This window comes from Tahibacter sp. (genome assembly GCF_032229445.1).
GTDB lineage: Bacteria > Pseudomonadota > Gammaproteobacteria > Xanthomonadales > Rhodanobacteraceae > Tahibacter.
Genome location: NZ_JAVTWC010000103.1, coordinates 49282 through 63224 on the forward strand (window position 1 = coordinate 49282; position 13943 = coordinate 63224).

7 protein-coding genes are annotated in these 13943 nt (G+C 66.0%); 2 read left to right on the forward strand and 5 right to left on the reverse strand.

The annotated features are described in order from the left end of the window. Positions 1-37: 37 nt before the first annotated feature. From RUU78_RS18060 to RUU78_RS18070, 3 genes are all read right to left on the reverse strand, one after another. Positions 38-1423 carry a glycoside-pentoside-hexuronide (GPH):cation symporter gene (locus tag RUU78_RS18060; protein WP_313918861.1) on the reverse strand — a complete coding sequence of 462 codons (1386 nt, stop codon included), beginning with the start codon at positions 1421-1423 and terminating at the stop codon, positions 38-40. A gap of 102 nt (positions 1424-1525) precedes the next feature. Further along, positions 1526-2890, reverse strand: coding sequence for a GH1 family beta-glucosidase (locus RUU78_RS18065; protein ID WP_313918862.1), 1365 nt, complete (start codon positions 2888-2890; stop codon positions 1526-1528). Between the two features lie 219 nt (positions 2891-3109). Further along, on the reverse strand, positions 3110-5545 hold the full coding sequence (locus tag RUU78_RS18070; RefSeq protein ID WP_313918863.1) for a TonB-dependent receptor: 2436 nt from the start codon (positions 5543-5545) through the stop codon (positions 3110-3112). Between the two features lie 236 nt (positions 5546-5781). Between RUU78_RS18070 and RUU78_RS18075 the strand changes: the two genes are divergently transcribed. Continuing rightward, complete coding sequence (locus RUU78_RS18075; protein ID WP_313918864.1) at positions 5782-7338, forward strand: tryptophan halogenase family protein; 1557 nt, start codon at positions 5782-5784, stop codon at positions 7336-7338. Positions 7339-7501: 163 nt separating this feature from the next. Here RUU78_RS18075 and RUU78_RS18080 read toward each other — a convergent pair whose 3' ends face one another. Next, complete coding sequence (locus RUU78_RS18080) at positions 7502-7960, reverse strand: hypothetical protein (protein WP_313918865.1); 459 nt, start codon at positions 7958-7960, stop codon at positions 7502-7504. 415 nt (positions 7961-8375) lie between these two features. Beyond that, on the reverse strand, positions 8376-11186 hold the full coding sequence (locus RUU78_RS18085) for a PQQ-binding-like beta-propeller repeat protein (RefSeq protein ID WP_313918866.1): 2811 nt from the start codon (positions 11184-11186) through the stop codon (positions 8376-8378). Between the two features lie 565 nt (positions 11187-11751). On the opposite strand from RUU78_RS18085, the gene RUU78_RS18090 reads away from it, so the two are divergent. Beyond that, positions 11752-13824, forward strand: coding sequence for a M13 family metallopeptidase (locus RUU78_RS18090; protein ID WP_313918867.1), 2073 nt, complete (start codon positions 11752-11754; stop codon positions 13822-13824). Positions 13825-13943: the final 119 nt, after the last annotated feature.

The window sequence follows — 13943 nt, forward strand, 5'->3', positions numbered from 1 at the left end:
AGGCAAGCTCCCGGTGGGGCCGGCGTGGTGCGATCGGTCATGGACCGGAACGCACCGGCGTACGTGCGGCGATTTCGGCGACCAGCCGCCCATGCGTGCCCGCGTCCAGCCGGTAGAACAGCATGACCGCACACGAGGCGAGCATGCCGATCATCGGGAACAGCGTGAACATGTACTTGAGCCCCTCGACCGTCGACGGCGCCTGTTCCTGGTTCGGCACGTAGCCGATCCAGACCAGATAGAGGCCGACGAAGGCGGAGGAAATGCCGAGTGCCGACTTCTGGATCAGGGTGACCAGGCCGAACACGAACCCCTCGACGCGCACGCCCGATTGCCACTCGCCGTATTCGACGGTGTCCGGGACGATCGACCAGAAGTTCACGGCGATTGCGGCCGAACCGAACGCGGTGATCCCGACCAGTACGAACACCATGGTCGCATCCGGCCTGTCGATCAGATTCAGCACGCCGAGCGCCGCCGTTGCGATGAGCAGGCCGATGATCCACGCCGCCCGCTTGCCGGTGTATCGGCTGATCAACGTCCACGGCAGGATCGCGAGCATCTGCACGAACGGGATCATGCTGGCGAGGTCGCCGGTCATGGTCGGCTCGCCGCGCATGTAGTACTGCACGAAGTACGGCAAGCTCGCACTGGTGACCGTGCTGGCGAAGCCGAACAGCGCGATGGCCGCGGCCGCCTGCAGGAAGGGCGTGTTCCTGGCCAGCATGCGCAGCAGTTCGCGCAGCGGTGGATGACGTTGCTGCTCGGCGACCGGTTCCAGACGTTCCTCGGTCAACCCGTAGCTGGCGAAGATGACCAGGGTTGCCAACGACGACAGGATCGCTGCCGACCAGAAATAGGCCGAGTCCGGATTGCTGACACCGAGCCAGGCCACCAGTCGCGGTGTCGCATAGCCGACCACGGCCGAGCCGCTGAAGGCGAACAGCATGCGCGCGCCGGCCAGCCAGTTGCGCTCCATCGAGTCGCGTGTCATCGACGCCATCATGGCGCCGTAGGGGATGTTGACGGCGGCGTAGACCGTGCGGAACAACAACTGCGTGACCAGCGCATACACGATCAGCGCGGTGTCGTGGAACGGCACGGGCAGGAACACGAAGCTGAAAGTCACCGCCAGTGGAATCGCGCCGAACAGCATGTACGGGCGATAGCGTCCGAAGCGCGTGCGCGTCTTGTTGGCGACGATGCCGATCAGCGGATCGACCAGCCCGTCCCAGATCAGGCAGATCATGACGATGATGCCGGCCGCGCCGCTGGCGAGGCCGAGCACGTCGGTGTAGTACTTGAGCAGAAAGACCTGCAGCGGCAGCCAGTAGAAATTAAACGCGAAATCGCCGAGCCCATAGCCGAGATAGCGTCGCGTCGGCAGCCGCTCCGGGAGTGCCGCGACAGGGATTGCGTTCATGGATTCGGGTTCACTCCGGCTGGGGACGACGGGGCGGCGCGACAGCGCAGCGCGCCCCGCCGGTTTCGCGATGCGCGCGAGCGGTGGTCGGCGAGGCGCAGGTCAGGCGACGGCATTGGCGGCCGCGACTTCGGCGAACCATCGGCCCGATGCCTTGAGCGTGCGCGTCTGGCCGCGCTCGAAATCGACGTGCACGATGCCGAAGCGCTGCGAATAGCCTTCCGCCCATTCGAAATTGTCGAGCAGGCTCCACTGGTGGAAGGCCCGCACCGGTACGCCCTCGGCCATCGCCCTGGCCATGGCCTTGAGGTGCTGGCGCAGGAAATCGATGCGCGCCTGGTCGTTGATCTCGCCATCGGCGCCGGGTCCGGTGTTGAAGGCCGCGCCGCATTCGCTGATCTCGATCGGCAGGTCGCCGGTATGCTCGCGCATGCGCACGAGGATGTCGCGAAAGCCGTTCGCGTCGATGTCCCAGCCGATGTCGGTCCGCGGCAGCTCTCCGCGTCCCTTCGCCCACTCGCCGATGCAGTCCAGGCCCGGAATGTCGCTTTCACCCGGGGCGTGGCGCACGAGCCAAGGCGAATAGTAGTTGAGGCCGACGAAATCGAAGGCCGCGCGCACGGTCACTTCGTCGCCCGGCAGGAAGCCGAGCAGCGCGTTGAGCTCGTCGACCGGCAGCACGCCGTCCGGATACGCGCCGAGCAGGGCCGGATGCAGGAACCACAGGTTGAGAAAGCGATGCCAGCGCTCGGCGGCTGCGGCGTCTTCGGGGGTATCCGACTGCGGATACATCGGCCCGACATCGAAGGCACTGCCGATTTCGCAATCGGCGCGATGTGCCTTGAGTGCGCGAAAGCCGAATCCCTGGGCGAGGTTGGCGACGTGCGTCGCGCGCAGGAAGCCTCGCGCATCGCGTCGCCCTGGTGCATGCACGCCGAGCCAGTAGCCGGTCGACGTGAAGGTCTTGGGTTCGTTGAGGATGATCCAGTGGCGCACGCGGTCGCCGAGTGCGTCAGCGACCAGTCCCGCATAGTCGCCGAAGCGCGCGGCGGTATCGCGCTGGGTCCAGCCGCCGGCGTCCTCGAGTTCCTGCGGTAGATCCCAGTGGTACAGCGTCACGAGCGGGCGCAGGCCTGCCTCGAGCACGCAGTCGGTCAGCCGCCGGTAGTAGTCCAGGCCCTTGGCGTTGGGGGCGCCGCGGCCACCCGGTTGCACGCGCGGCCAGGCGATCGAATAGCGATAGCTGTCCAGGCCCATGGCCTTGACCAGCGCCACGTCCTCGCTGAACCGGTGGTAGCTGTCGCAGGCGACGTCGCCGTTGTCGCCGCCACGCACCTTGCCCGGCGTGTGCGCAAAGCGGTCCCAGATCGACTCTCCCTTGCCATCGACATTCCAGGCGCCTTCGATCTGGTAGGCGGCGGTCGCCGCACCCCAGAGGAAATCCGCGGGGAAGCGCACAGGCGGCATTCGATTTTCGTCTTTCGGCATCATCTTGCTCATGGTTCGCTGGGGTTTCGCGCTCGCCGTTGTGGCGAGGCGACGTGGGGATCCGCGCCGGCCCGATGCATCGCCGTGGGCATCGGACCGGAATCCGTGGACGCTGAGGGGAGGCGCGCGTCAACGGATTCCGGTCGTCGCTGGGGAACGGGTTTGCCGGATGTATCGGACGAGCAGCGCGGCGTCTGCTTAGAACCAGAAGCCGAAATTCATTCCGATGGTTCGTGGCGGCAGGTATTGCGAGAGGTATTCAAAGCCGCTGCCGACGGCCGTCCTGCCCGCGCTCGTGCGTATCTTCTTGTCCTCGACGTTGTCGACGTAGAGGTCGACGTACCAGGTGCCGTCCGGATTGAGATAACGCGCGCTCAGATCGGTGCGGGTGTAGCTGGACTGCTTGTCACCGTCGCCGAGGTTGAACGCACTGAGCCAGCTTTCGGTTTCGTAGTGGGTACTGATGCGCGGGGTCAGCCGCGCGCCGCTGGCGAAGCGGAAATCGTGCTCGTAGACCAGGGTGAACGCGGCATCGGGGGCATGCGCGAGTTCGTTGCCCGAGACGTCCAGACAGTTGCCGATGCCCGATGCGGCCGGGCAGGGCGGCAGCCCCTGATAGTCGTTGGAGCCGGCGTACAGCAGCGTGCCGAGCTTCTTGTGCGGAATCGCCGAGAACACGAACTGCAGGCGATCGACATCGGTCAGGCGCGCATTCAATTCGGATTCGAAGCCCCAGACCTTGGTGCTGCCCTTGACGTTCGAGAAGCCGAGGCCGCGACTGCCGTCGACGAACGTGATCGGCGCGGCCAGCTGGAAGTCCTTGAAATCCTCGTAGTAGAAAGCATTGTTCCAGACCACTCGTCCATCGAGGAAGGACGACTTCGTGCCGACTTCGAAATTGGTCAGCTCCTCGTGCCCGTACGGCACGCCGCCGTCCTGCAGGCCACCGGACTTGTAGCCGGTCGACACGCTGCCGTAGATCAGGAAGCCCGGCGCCACGTCGTAGTCCGCGCGCGCCAGCCAGGTCAACTGGCCGTGGTCGTACTGGCCGTCGTTGATGCCACCGATACCGAATCCGAAACCGTTCGCGTTGCTCGGAATCGTGCCCGGTGCGATCGGCACCTGCGGAATGGCAGGATTGCCGGAGCCTTGCCAGCCCCAGCCGCGACCGCCGATGTTTTCCTTCGCGTCATCGGTGTAGCGCAGACCGCCGGTCAGGCGGAATTCGTCCGACACATTCCAGGTCGCCTGGCCGAAGATGGCTTTGGAATCGACCGTCTGCTTGGGCTGGATGAACGAGCCTTGCCAGGCCACCGTGCCCTGCTGGGTGCCATTGAAGATCGGGATATCGAAACGGATCTTGTTCTTTTCAGCGGCGTAGTAGAGCCCGAGGATCCAGTCGACGGTGTTCTCGCCGTTCGAGGTCAGGTTCAGTTCGTGGCTGTGATTGCGATAGACCGAATAGTTGGTGCGGTCCTGCTGGTAAGTCGCGCCGGTCGTGAAACTCGTCGGCACCTGCACGCCGCCGTCCTGATCGAAATCCGCCGATCCTTCGAAGCGGCTGATGCCGGCAATGTAGGACAACGACAGGTAGTCACTGAGCTCCCAGTCCATGCGGCTGCGCAGGCTGTTGACCTCGCGATCGAGCGACGGCGCCGTGTCGATAAAGGCTGACCAGAAATCCTGGCCCGCGCGCGGCGTCTGCATGAGGTTCATGCTCGGCGTGCCGGTATCGCGGAAATATTCGTAGGACACGTTCCAGCTGAAGGTGTCGCTGGGCTGCAGCAGGCTGCTGATGCGCACCGCGCTCTGGTTCTGCGCGTTGTACTTTTCGCCGCTGGCGACGAACAAGTTTGGATTGATCGCCTGGAACGCGGCCGGATCGCCGCCCGACGCGAGGTAGGCGGCGCGCTGTGATTCGAGCGACGGCAGCAGTGCGCCCGGATTCTGGTAGTCGACGTAGCCCTCATGCTGCTCGTGGGCGAAGGCGACACGCATCGCCCAGCTTTCGCTGATCGGCAGATTGAACGCGCCGCGGCCGCCGAGGCGCGCGTAGTTGCCAAGGCCGAACTGCACGTTGCCCGAGTTGTCGCCAATCACGGGCTTGGCGGTCTGCATGTTGACCGCGCCGACCGTCGAGTTGCGGCCCCACAGCGTGCCTTGCGGACCGCGCAGCACCTCGACGGATTCGAGATCGAGCAACAGCGAGGCAGCGCCTTCGGCGCGCGGCGTGTAGATGCCGTCGACAAACAGCGCGACCTCCGGATCGGCGTATTCAGTCTTGGCGCTGTCGTTGCCGATGCCGCGCAGGGTCAGCGTGATCACACCGTGGTCGCCCTGGGTCGTCGCGGCGAAACCGGGTACCAGGCTGGTGATGTCCTGCACCGTGATCACGCGCTCCTTGTCCAGTGCCTGTGCGCTGATCGCCGTGATCGCGATCGGCGTCTTCTGCAGCGGCGTGCTGCGCTTGGTCGCCGTCACCGTGACGAGGTCGAGCGCGGTGGTTTCCGCATCGCCGCCGTCCGGCGTCGACTTCGAATCCGCGCCGGCATCGCCTTGCGCCGCCGCCATGGCCGAAGTGGCCGCGAGCACCGCGGCGATGGAACGGTGAAGCAAGGTCTTGCGAACGAACATGGGTGAATCCCTCCCGATGATGACGCCCTCTGAGCCAGTCCCCGAGCGTCTGTGTTTACCCGCTGGCGACGGAGAGTGCATACCGATGGCAGCGCTGTCAATCAAAGTTTGATAGCGCTGTCATTCGAGGAAAATCACTGTTGCAATGCAAAATGACAGCGCAGTCATTCGGGCGTACGGTGCGCGGCTTGGCGCCAACCGGCGCGCCGTCAGCGCACGAATCGGGAGCTGCACCCATGCTGCGAAGCGTATTGATCGCGGGCGGCGGAACGGCAGGCTGGCTGTGCGCCTGCTACCTCGCGAAGACCCTCAACATCCGTACACCGGGTGCCGTGCGCATCCAACTCGTCGAGTCACCCGACATCGGCATTCTCGGTGTCGGCGAAGGCACGTTCCCGTCGATCCGTGGCGCGCTTTCGCAGATCGGCATCAGCGAGGCGCGCTTCATCCGCGAAACCCAGGCCACCTTCAAGCAGGGCATCCGCTTCGTCGACTGGGTACGACCAGCAGGTTCGCCCGGCCGCGATCACTACTTCCATCCGTTCAACCTGCCCAGTTCGCGCGTCGACGGACTCGACCTGGTGCCGTACTGGCTGCTCGGTGAGGCCGGCGAAGGCAGGGCGTTCGCCGATGCGGTGACCCTGCAGAGCGCGGTCGCCGCTGCCGGCCGTGCGCCGAAGCGGCGCCAGGACCCCGACTACGAGGGGCCGATGAACTATGCCTACCACTTCGATGCGATGAAGGTCGCCGCGCTGCTCGCCGAGGAAGGTCGCGCACTCGGCGTCGACCATCAGCTGGCCACCATCTGCGACGTGACGCTCGATGCGAATGGTGCGATCGCCGGCGTGGTCACGCGCGAACTCGGCACCCTGCAGGCCGACCTCTACGTCGATTGCACCGGCATGCGTGCGGCCCTGATCGGCACGGCACTCGGGCAGCCGCTCACACCGGTGGGCGACGTTCTGTTCGCCGACCGCGCCGTGGCGATCCAGGTGCCCAACGCCGGTCCCGATGCGCCGATCGCCTCGCATACGATCTCCACCGCCCACGAAGCCGGCTGGACCTGGGATATCGGCCTGCAGCAGCGCCGTGGCGTCGGCTACGTGTACTCGAGCCGGCACACCAGCGACGATCGCGCCGAAGCCGTGCTGCGCGACTACATCGGGCCGGCGGCACAGGGATTGAACGCGCGTCGCCTGCCGTTTGAAACCGGGTATAGACCGGTGCAGTGGAAGCACAACTGCGTGGCGATCGGTCTCTCGGCCGGCTTCCTCGAGCCGCTCGAAGCGACCGGCATCGGCCTGGTCGAGATGGGCACCTATCTGCTCGCCCACCTGCTGCCGATGGACGCCTGCTTCGATCGCGCCGCGGCGCACTTCAATCACATGATGAGCGAGCGCTACACGCGCATCGTCGATTTCCTCAAGCTTCACTACTGCCTGACCCAGCGCCGCGACAGCGCGTTCTGGATCGACAACGCCGACACGGCCACCATTCCGCCAACGCTGCGCGACCGCCTCGCCGAATGGCGCCTGCGCGCGCCGCATCGTCTCGACTTCGTCACCGACCTGGAAATGTTCATGCCGGCCAGCTGGCAGTTCATCCTCTACGGCATGGAATTCCAGACCGACCTGCGCGACCAGCGCGGGCGCTATCCGCGCGCCGAAGAAGCGCGACGCGAATTCGCCATGCTGCGCGCCGTGAGCCAGCACGCGATCAAGGACCTGCCCGCACACCGCGACCTCGTCGAGGAACTGTCTGGAACGCGCACGGCGCAGCGCGCGACGGCCTGAGTCGGAACGCACGCCACGCCGAGCGGAAACGATCCGGTGGCGATCGACGGCGCCTCAGTCGCGACCGGCGGGGAAGGGCATGTCGCGACCACGGAAGTCCCACGGTGACCGGCAAATCAGAAAACGCAGCGCGCCAACTCAGCGCTGCACGCCGAATCGCTCGTCAATCGAATGGAAGCTCGAACAGTGACGCCGGTGCGCCGTGTTGCTCGGGCCAGGCGAGGAAGGCGACATCGGTCGGTCCGATGACGAACTCCTTGACCGACCAGGCGCCTGCTTCCGACTGCAGCAACGCGAACACGGTGCCGCCATCGAACACGCCGTCGGCGATCGCCTGCGCGTAGTGCGTACGGGCATAGTCGATCGGCTGGCCGGTCTTGGTTTGCGGCGTCGCGATGACGAATGCCCACGTGTCTTGCACGCGCAAGAGGCTGACGACGAACTGCACCGGTTGACCCAGGTCTTTCTCCACCGGTCCGCGCAACGCATCGAGCAGCGGCTTGCGCAGCGGATCGCTCTTGCCGATGTTGCGTACGGATCCGGTATCCGGTTCCGCGCGGGCCGGCGGCGAGAACATCGGTACGGCGATGAACAGCAACAACGAAACAATCAGCGATCTCATCAGGCGACCTTTGATCACGGAGGCTGTTCCGTGCAGGGCTGCGAGGTTACTGCAAGCGGCGGCGGAACATGCGGTTCGCTGCCGCATGGGGGCAGGTTCGCTGTGCAGCGGCGAGAAGAGTGGCGATGAATCGTCGCCGGCAGTCGCCAGATTGTCGGCAAGTGCCGCAGAAAAAAACGTTGTGGAAGTTGAGTTGGCACCGCCTCCTCGCCCCCGGCGACGTGACGGTAGGCGATGAGCTGTTTGCGACGCGTGGGAAAACAACCCGGCCGCATAGCGCCATGCGCTGAGAAGCGACGAACGAAACCCAACAAACTGCGTATGCAGCTGCGGCCCTGTCCGGGGAAATGGTCAGCAAGTACGTGGACTAGAAGCGCCTGAAGGAAGCGCCACTCGAATCGGGTCCGGTTTTCTTCTATCCGTCGAAGCCATCGGCAAAGATCGGCCCTTCCACGGGTACGCTGCGGAAGTTGTTGTGCACGTCGCTTTCCAGTAACCCGGTCGGCCCATGCACGACGGCGCGCAGCACGCTTTTGTCCAGCGTGGGCACGGCCAGCATGCGCACCGTGCCGTCCAGTTCGAGCTGCGCGCCGGGTGCTGCGTCGAAGCGCGCGACGATCTGGCCGTGGCGAACCTGCAGCTCGCAGCGGTCGACGCCGGCGCCATTGCAGCTCAAGCCACTGACGCCGCTTTGCCAGGGCAATTCCACAATCAGCGTAGCGTCTGTGACTGCGGTATCGCCGGTATAGCGGACGCCCACCGCAAACGGCACGCTGTCCCCCGGGGCAATACCGACGGGAAAAGCCCGCACCTGCAGTGCCAGGTCGCCGCGCTGTTCGATACCCAGGTCGAGCAGCGCGGTGCGCCGGGTGGGTGGCAGCGGTGAGCGCAGCGCCGTGCCGGAAATCAGCACACCGTCGCCGTGAGGGATGAAGGTGCTGCCCCAGGCCGAGCGCTGCGCGAACGGATCGACGCCGCGCAGGCCGATCGCTTGCGAGCCGATCACGCTGCCCTGTTCCAGATCGAAACGCTGCAGGAAATCAATGCCGCGGCGGTCGTAGTAGAGCTGCCGCCCCAACAGTGCTTCGCCGTTGGCGGCGAGGACGACACGGGTCATCAGGTCACGCGTCTTTCCCTGCATGCGCGTGCGGTAGACATAGCGCAGTCCGCTGCCGTCGCCGTTGACGCGCAGCAGGTGCGTCGCGCGTGCTCCGGTCGACGTCGGGTGGTACAGGTGCAGCAACACCAGGACGTCTCCGTCGGCCAGCGGCAGCAGGTCAAGGATCAGCACCTCGGGCCACGGTGCCCTGGGATAGTCGAACTGCCACAGTAGCGCGCCGGATGATGCGCTGTACTTCACCAGGCGCAGCGTGTCCCCGTCGGGCCGTGTCATGGCGAATACGGCGTCCGCGGCGACGGACAGGCGCGCCATTTCGGAAATCGGTGCTGCGGCTACGACGAAATCCGGCGCGCCGTCACTGCCGAAACGCCGCTGCAAACCCATGGCCGGCGGGGCGGACGCGCCAGCAGCAGCCCAGAGCAGTACGTCCTCTCCGATGCCGAACAGCGCAGGTTCCGTCCATGGCATGGACACGGACGGATAGACCCACTCGGTGACCTGCTTTTTCCATACGACATCACCGGCGGCCTCATCGAGCCGTTGCAGCTCCTGCACGCGGCGCAAGACCGACGGGCCGTTCAGATCAACGTAACCGTAGCTGACGAGTGCGTCGTCGCCGCCAAGGCCAACAATGCGCGGCGGCTTGCTGCTCGAGCTGTACGTACGGCCTTCGGTGATGCGGCGCTCCCAACGCAACGCCCCGCTTGCCCGATCGAGACTACGAACGACCGCTTGGCTCAGTTCGTTCATCTCAGCCAGCAGCAGCCGGTTCGGCGTCAGCGCAAGGCCCGGGAAGGTGCTGCGCTGCGTCGTGGCGTTTTCCCACAACACGCTGCCGCTGTCGGTTGCCAGGCGCCGCACGAGCGCCGGCTGTGCTTTCCACGGTGCCTGGCCGAGCACAAAGAGATCGGCGCCGCCATACGTCTCGCCTGCATCCCTGACACCGCGCGGCACATCGTCAACCCTGCGGATGTCGGACAGACTGCCGTCCAGCATGCGGTAGCGGTGCAGCGCAACGGCGTCCGTTGTCAGCGTCGCGCAGGCGATGCCGATCAGATCGTCCGATACCTGCCAGATGCGGCCACGCAACGGGAACGGCATCGCCTGCTGCCATTGCAGTGCGCCATCGCTGCCGGCCAGACGCTGCAGCAGGCCGTCGGCAGCCGGGAACGAGACCGGATCCGAGCCAATGTATACATCGTCGCCGAATACACCAAGTACGCCGCCGGCGATGTCACGGTGCCAGACCTCGCCGCCGCTGGCTGCCGAACGCCGGCTGAGCGTCGTGGCAGAAGCGCACAGCGGATCGCCCGCAACGAACGACAGTTCGCCCTGGTAGGCCCCGCACGCGTCGTTGTGCCACAACGTCTGACCATCGGCTGGATTCAGCGCCTGCAGCGCGGAAGAATCCGCCACGTAGACGCGGCCGTCGCGCACGGTCACCACCTGGGAGGCCGCGACGCGCCTGAGCCATCGCAAGGTGCCTTGCGGATCCAGCTTGGCGAGCAGCGATTCGCCGCTGCTACCGCGACCACTGACATAGGTGCTGCCGTCACTGTCGACGGCCAGCGGCGATTCCGCGAATCCGCTGCCGTAAAGCCCGGGAATGGTGCTTTGCCAGCGCCATTGCCCGCTGTACCGGTCGATCGCCGTGACGAGGGCAGGTTGGAGGCTTGCTACCGACAGGGTGGCAATCCGGTCCGCGCCGACCGCAAAGTGCGTGCCTTGCAGTGCTGAACTCCACTGCAGCACGCCGGACGCGTCGAAGCGGGCGATGCTGGCGTAGGTCGGCCCCGTCAACAGCAGGACGGCCGCGCCATCGGGCTCAGGCGAAACACGCGATGGTATCCATTCCGACGACGTCACGGCGGCGTGCCAGGCGATACTGCCATCGCCGCGAACGTGCGACAGGCGGTAGTCGTATCCTTCCAACGATCCGATCAGCGCCGAACCGTTCGCGGTGCCCGCGATCTCGAGGCGATCAACGACGTTCAGGCTGAAAGCCGGGCCAGTTTCGTTCCAGTCGTGCTGCCAGCCTGCGCCAGCGCCCGCCGCGCCAGCGAGCGCGAACGGGAGCAGCGCCCATTGCCGGAGTCGAGCTTTCATTTTGCGCATCGTCAAATACCTTCGTTGCTGGTGCGAACGACGGTCCGTTGCGTTCTGTCGTTCCATGCCGCGAAACAGGATCGCATAGTAGACCGATGGCCGATGATCTCGCGGCCTACGCTGGCGCATCTGGCGCGAAGCGAAGCGGTCGCGGCGTTACTGTGCAGCAGCCAGGAAGGCTCACGAGCGCATCGGTGGACAAGCGTGAATGCCGCTGGCTCATCCGGTTCGCAAGCGGCGGGAAGCGCGGTCAGGCGAGCTAATTGGCCTGCTCAGGAAGTTGGCGACTCCGTTACGGTTGCGCCCGAGTCGGAAGAACGCGCGTCACGCCTAGCAGATACGAACCGGCGGCCATTGACGTCGCCACGGTCGCGATCGGCGGGGAGTACCGCTGAAAAGAGTGTTCTGGAAGTTAGCTTGACCCCGTTTCGCGCGACCCTTCGCCGCCAAACGGCATCCCGGCTCTACTCGACCCGTCCACCGACGCCGCCGCGTGTCCGTTCGCATTTCACCGGCCACGGTGTGCGCGCGAGCGGTGGCCAAGGCCATCCGCAGGAGTGTGCCCATGACCGTTCCCGAAACGCCGGACTGCAACCTTGCCCGGCGCCGCCTGTGCGCAAGCCTCGCGCTGTTGCCGCTGGCCGTTGCCACGCGTCGCGCGCTGGCGCTGGAGAAACCAGCGGCGGGCGGCTGGGGCGCCGACCTGTCGCACCTCAGTGCCACGGTCAAGCCCGGCGATGACTTCTACGAATACGTCAACGCGGGCTGGCTGCGCGATACCGTGCGACCGGCGGGCTATGCGCAATACGGCGAAATCAACGCCATGTTCCTGCGCACCGAAGCGCGCATCCGCGCGATCGTGCAGGATGCGGCGGGGCAGGGCGGCGGCAACAGCAAGCTGTCCGATCTCTATCGCAGCTACGTCGATCTGGATGCCATCGACAAGGCCGGCCTCGCGCCGGTCCGCGGCGACCTCGATGCGATTCTTGCGATCACGACGCATGTCCAGGTCGCGCAGCGGATGGCGCATCCGCTCTCCAACACCATCGCCGCCTGCTACGTATTCCTCGACGCCGGCGACACGCGCCGCAGCCGCCTGCATCTGGACCAGCAGGCCGCCGGCAAGCGCATCGTCGGCCTGCCGGATTCGCGCTACTACGACACGGCCAGCGCGCACTACGCGCCTCAGCGGACCGCCTATGCGACCTACATTGCGCAGACCCTGGCCCGCGCCGGCATCGCCGACGGCGCCGCGCGTGCCGCCGCCATCGTAGCGCTGGAAGGGAAGCTGGCGGCAGCGCAGTGGAAACCGCCGCAATTGCGCGATCGCCGGTTGAACTATCACCCGATCTCCTTCGACGAACTGCTGCGCTACGCGCCGGGCTTTCCGTGGCGCGCGTTCATCGCCGCCAGCGGCTATCCGGCCGTCGACGCCGTCGTGCTGAACACCGACACGGCGATCCGCGACAGCGCCGCGCTGTTCGCCGTGACGCCGGTGGAAACCTGGCGCGACTACCTGGCCTTCCATTGGCTGGACAACCACGCGACCCTGCTGCCGCGCGCGTACCAGGACGCGTACTTCGCCTTCTACGGCACGACGCTGAACGGCCAGACCTCGCGCCGCTCGCGCGAAGACCGCGGCATCCAGTTCGTCAGCCAGAACCTGCCCGAGCTGGTCGGCGCACGCTACGTCGCGCGCTTCTTCACGCGCGCCGACCGCGATGCGATCGACGCGATGGCGCCATTCCTCAAGCAGGCGCTGCGCAACCGCATCGCCAAGGCCGAATGGCTGGATGAGGCCACGCGCACCACGGCGCTGGCGAAGGTCGACGCGATGCAACTGCGCCTGGGCTATCCGGACGATCTGCGCGACTACGCCGAGGTCGACATCCGGCCCGCCGATCCGATCGGCAACCTGCATCGCCTGAAGGCTGCGCAGGTGAAGCGCGACGCGGAATACCTCGAGCATCCCGGCCGGCCGTATCGCTGGCACCTGCCGCCGCAATCCGTCGACGGCAGCTTCAGTCCGCAGCTCAACGCTGTGACCTTTCCGGCCGGCCTGCTGCAGGCGCCCGCGTTCAGCGCCACCGCCGACAGCGCGGTGAACTTCGGTGCGATCGGCGCGGTGCTCGGCCACGAGATGGCGCACGGCTTCGACGACCAGGGCTCGCGCTTCGACGACAAGGGCAACCTGCGCGACTGGTGGTCAACCACCGCGCGCGCGGCGTTCGATGCCAAGGCCGAGGTGCTGGTGGCGCAGTACTCCGGCTTCGAGCCACTACCCGGCGCGCACCTCGACGGCCGCCGCAGCCTCGGCGAAAACCTGTCCGACCTCGTCGGCGTGACGATCGCGTTGGACGCTTACCGCCTGCACGCCGCAGCGAACGGTATAGACACCAAGGCCAAGCGCGACGGCTTCAGCGGCGAACAGCGCTTCTTCCTCGGCTGGGCGCAACTGTGGCGCACGCAGGCCACGGAAAGCGCGCTACGCGCCGAGATCGACTCGGGCTATCACTCGCCGGCAAGGTATCGCGTCAACGGCGTGGTGCGGAATCTGCAGGCTTGGTATGAGGCTTTTGGTCTGGGGGCTGAGGCGAAGTTGTTTGTGGCGGCGGGGGAGCGGGCGTCGGTGTGGTGATACTCGGATCGTCGATCCCCGCATCGCTCGGGTAGTCAGGCGTTGTCGCTGGCGGTTGCACCGTTGTCGCCAGGTGCTGCTGAAACAAGAGGTGGCTACGGAAATCAACCCGAACTCAG

Coding starts and splice junctions, on each gene's coding strand:
- RUU78_RS18060 (WP_313918861.1), bottom strand. CDS start 1,423: ATGAACGCAATCCCTGTCGCGGCACTCCCGGAGCGGCTGCCGACGCGA.
- RUU78_RS18070 (WP_313918863.1), bottom strand. CDS start 5,545: ATGTTCGTTCGCAAGACCTTGCTTCACCGTTCCATCGCCGCGGTGCTC.
- RUU78_RS18075 (WP_313918864.1), top strand. CDS start 5,782: ATGCTGCGAAGCGTATTGATCGCGGGCGGCGGAACGGCAGGCTGGCTG.
- RUU78_RS18065 (WP_313918862.1), bottom strand. CDS start 2,890: ATGCCGCCTGTGCGCTTCCCCGCGGATTTCCTCTGGGGTGCGGCGACC.
- RUU78_RS18085 (WP_313918866.1), bottom strand. CDS start 11,186: ATGAAAGCTCGACTCCGGCAATGGGCGCTGCTCCCGTTCGCGCTCGCT.
- RUU78_RS18080 (WP_313918865.1), bottom strand. CDS start 7,960: ATGAGATCGCTGATTGTTTCGTTGTTGCTGTTCATCGCCGTACCGATG.
- RUU78_RS18090 (WP_313918867.1), top strand. CDS start 11,752: ATGACCGTTCCCGAAACGCCGGACTGCAACCTTGCCCGGCGCCGCCTG.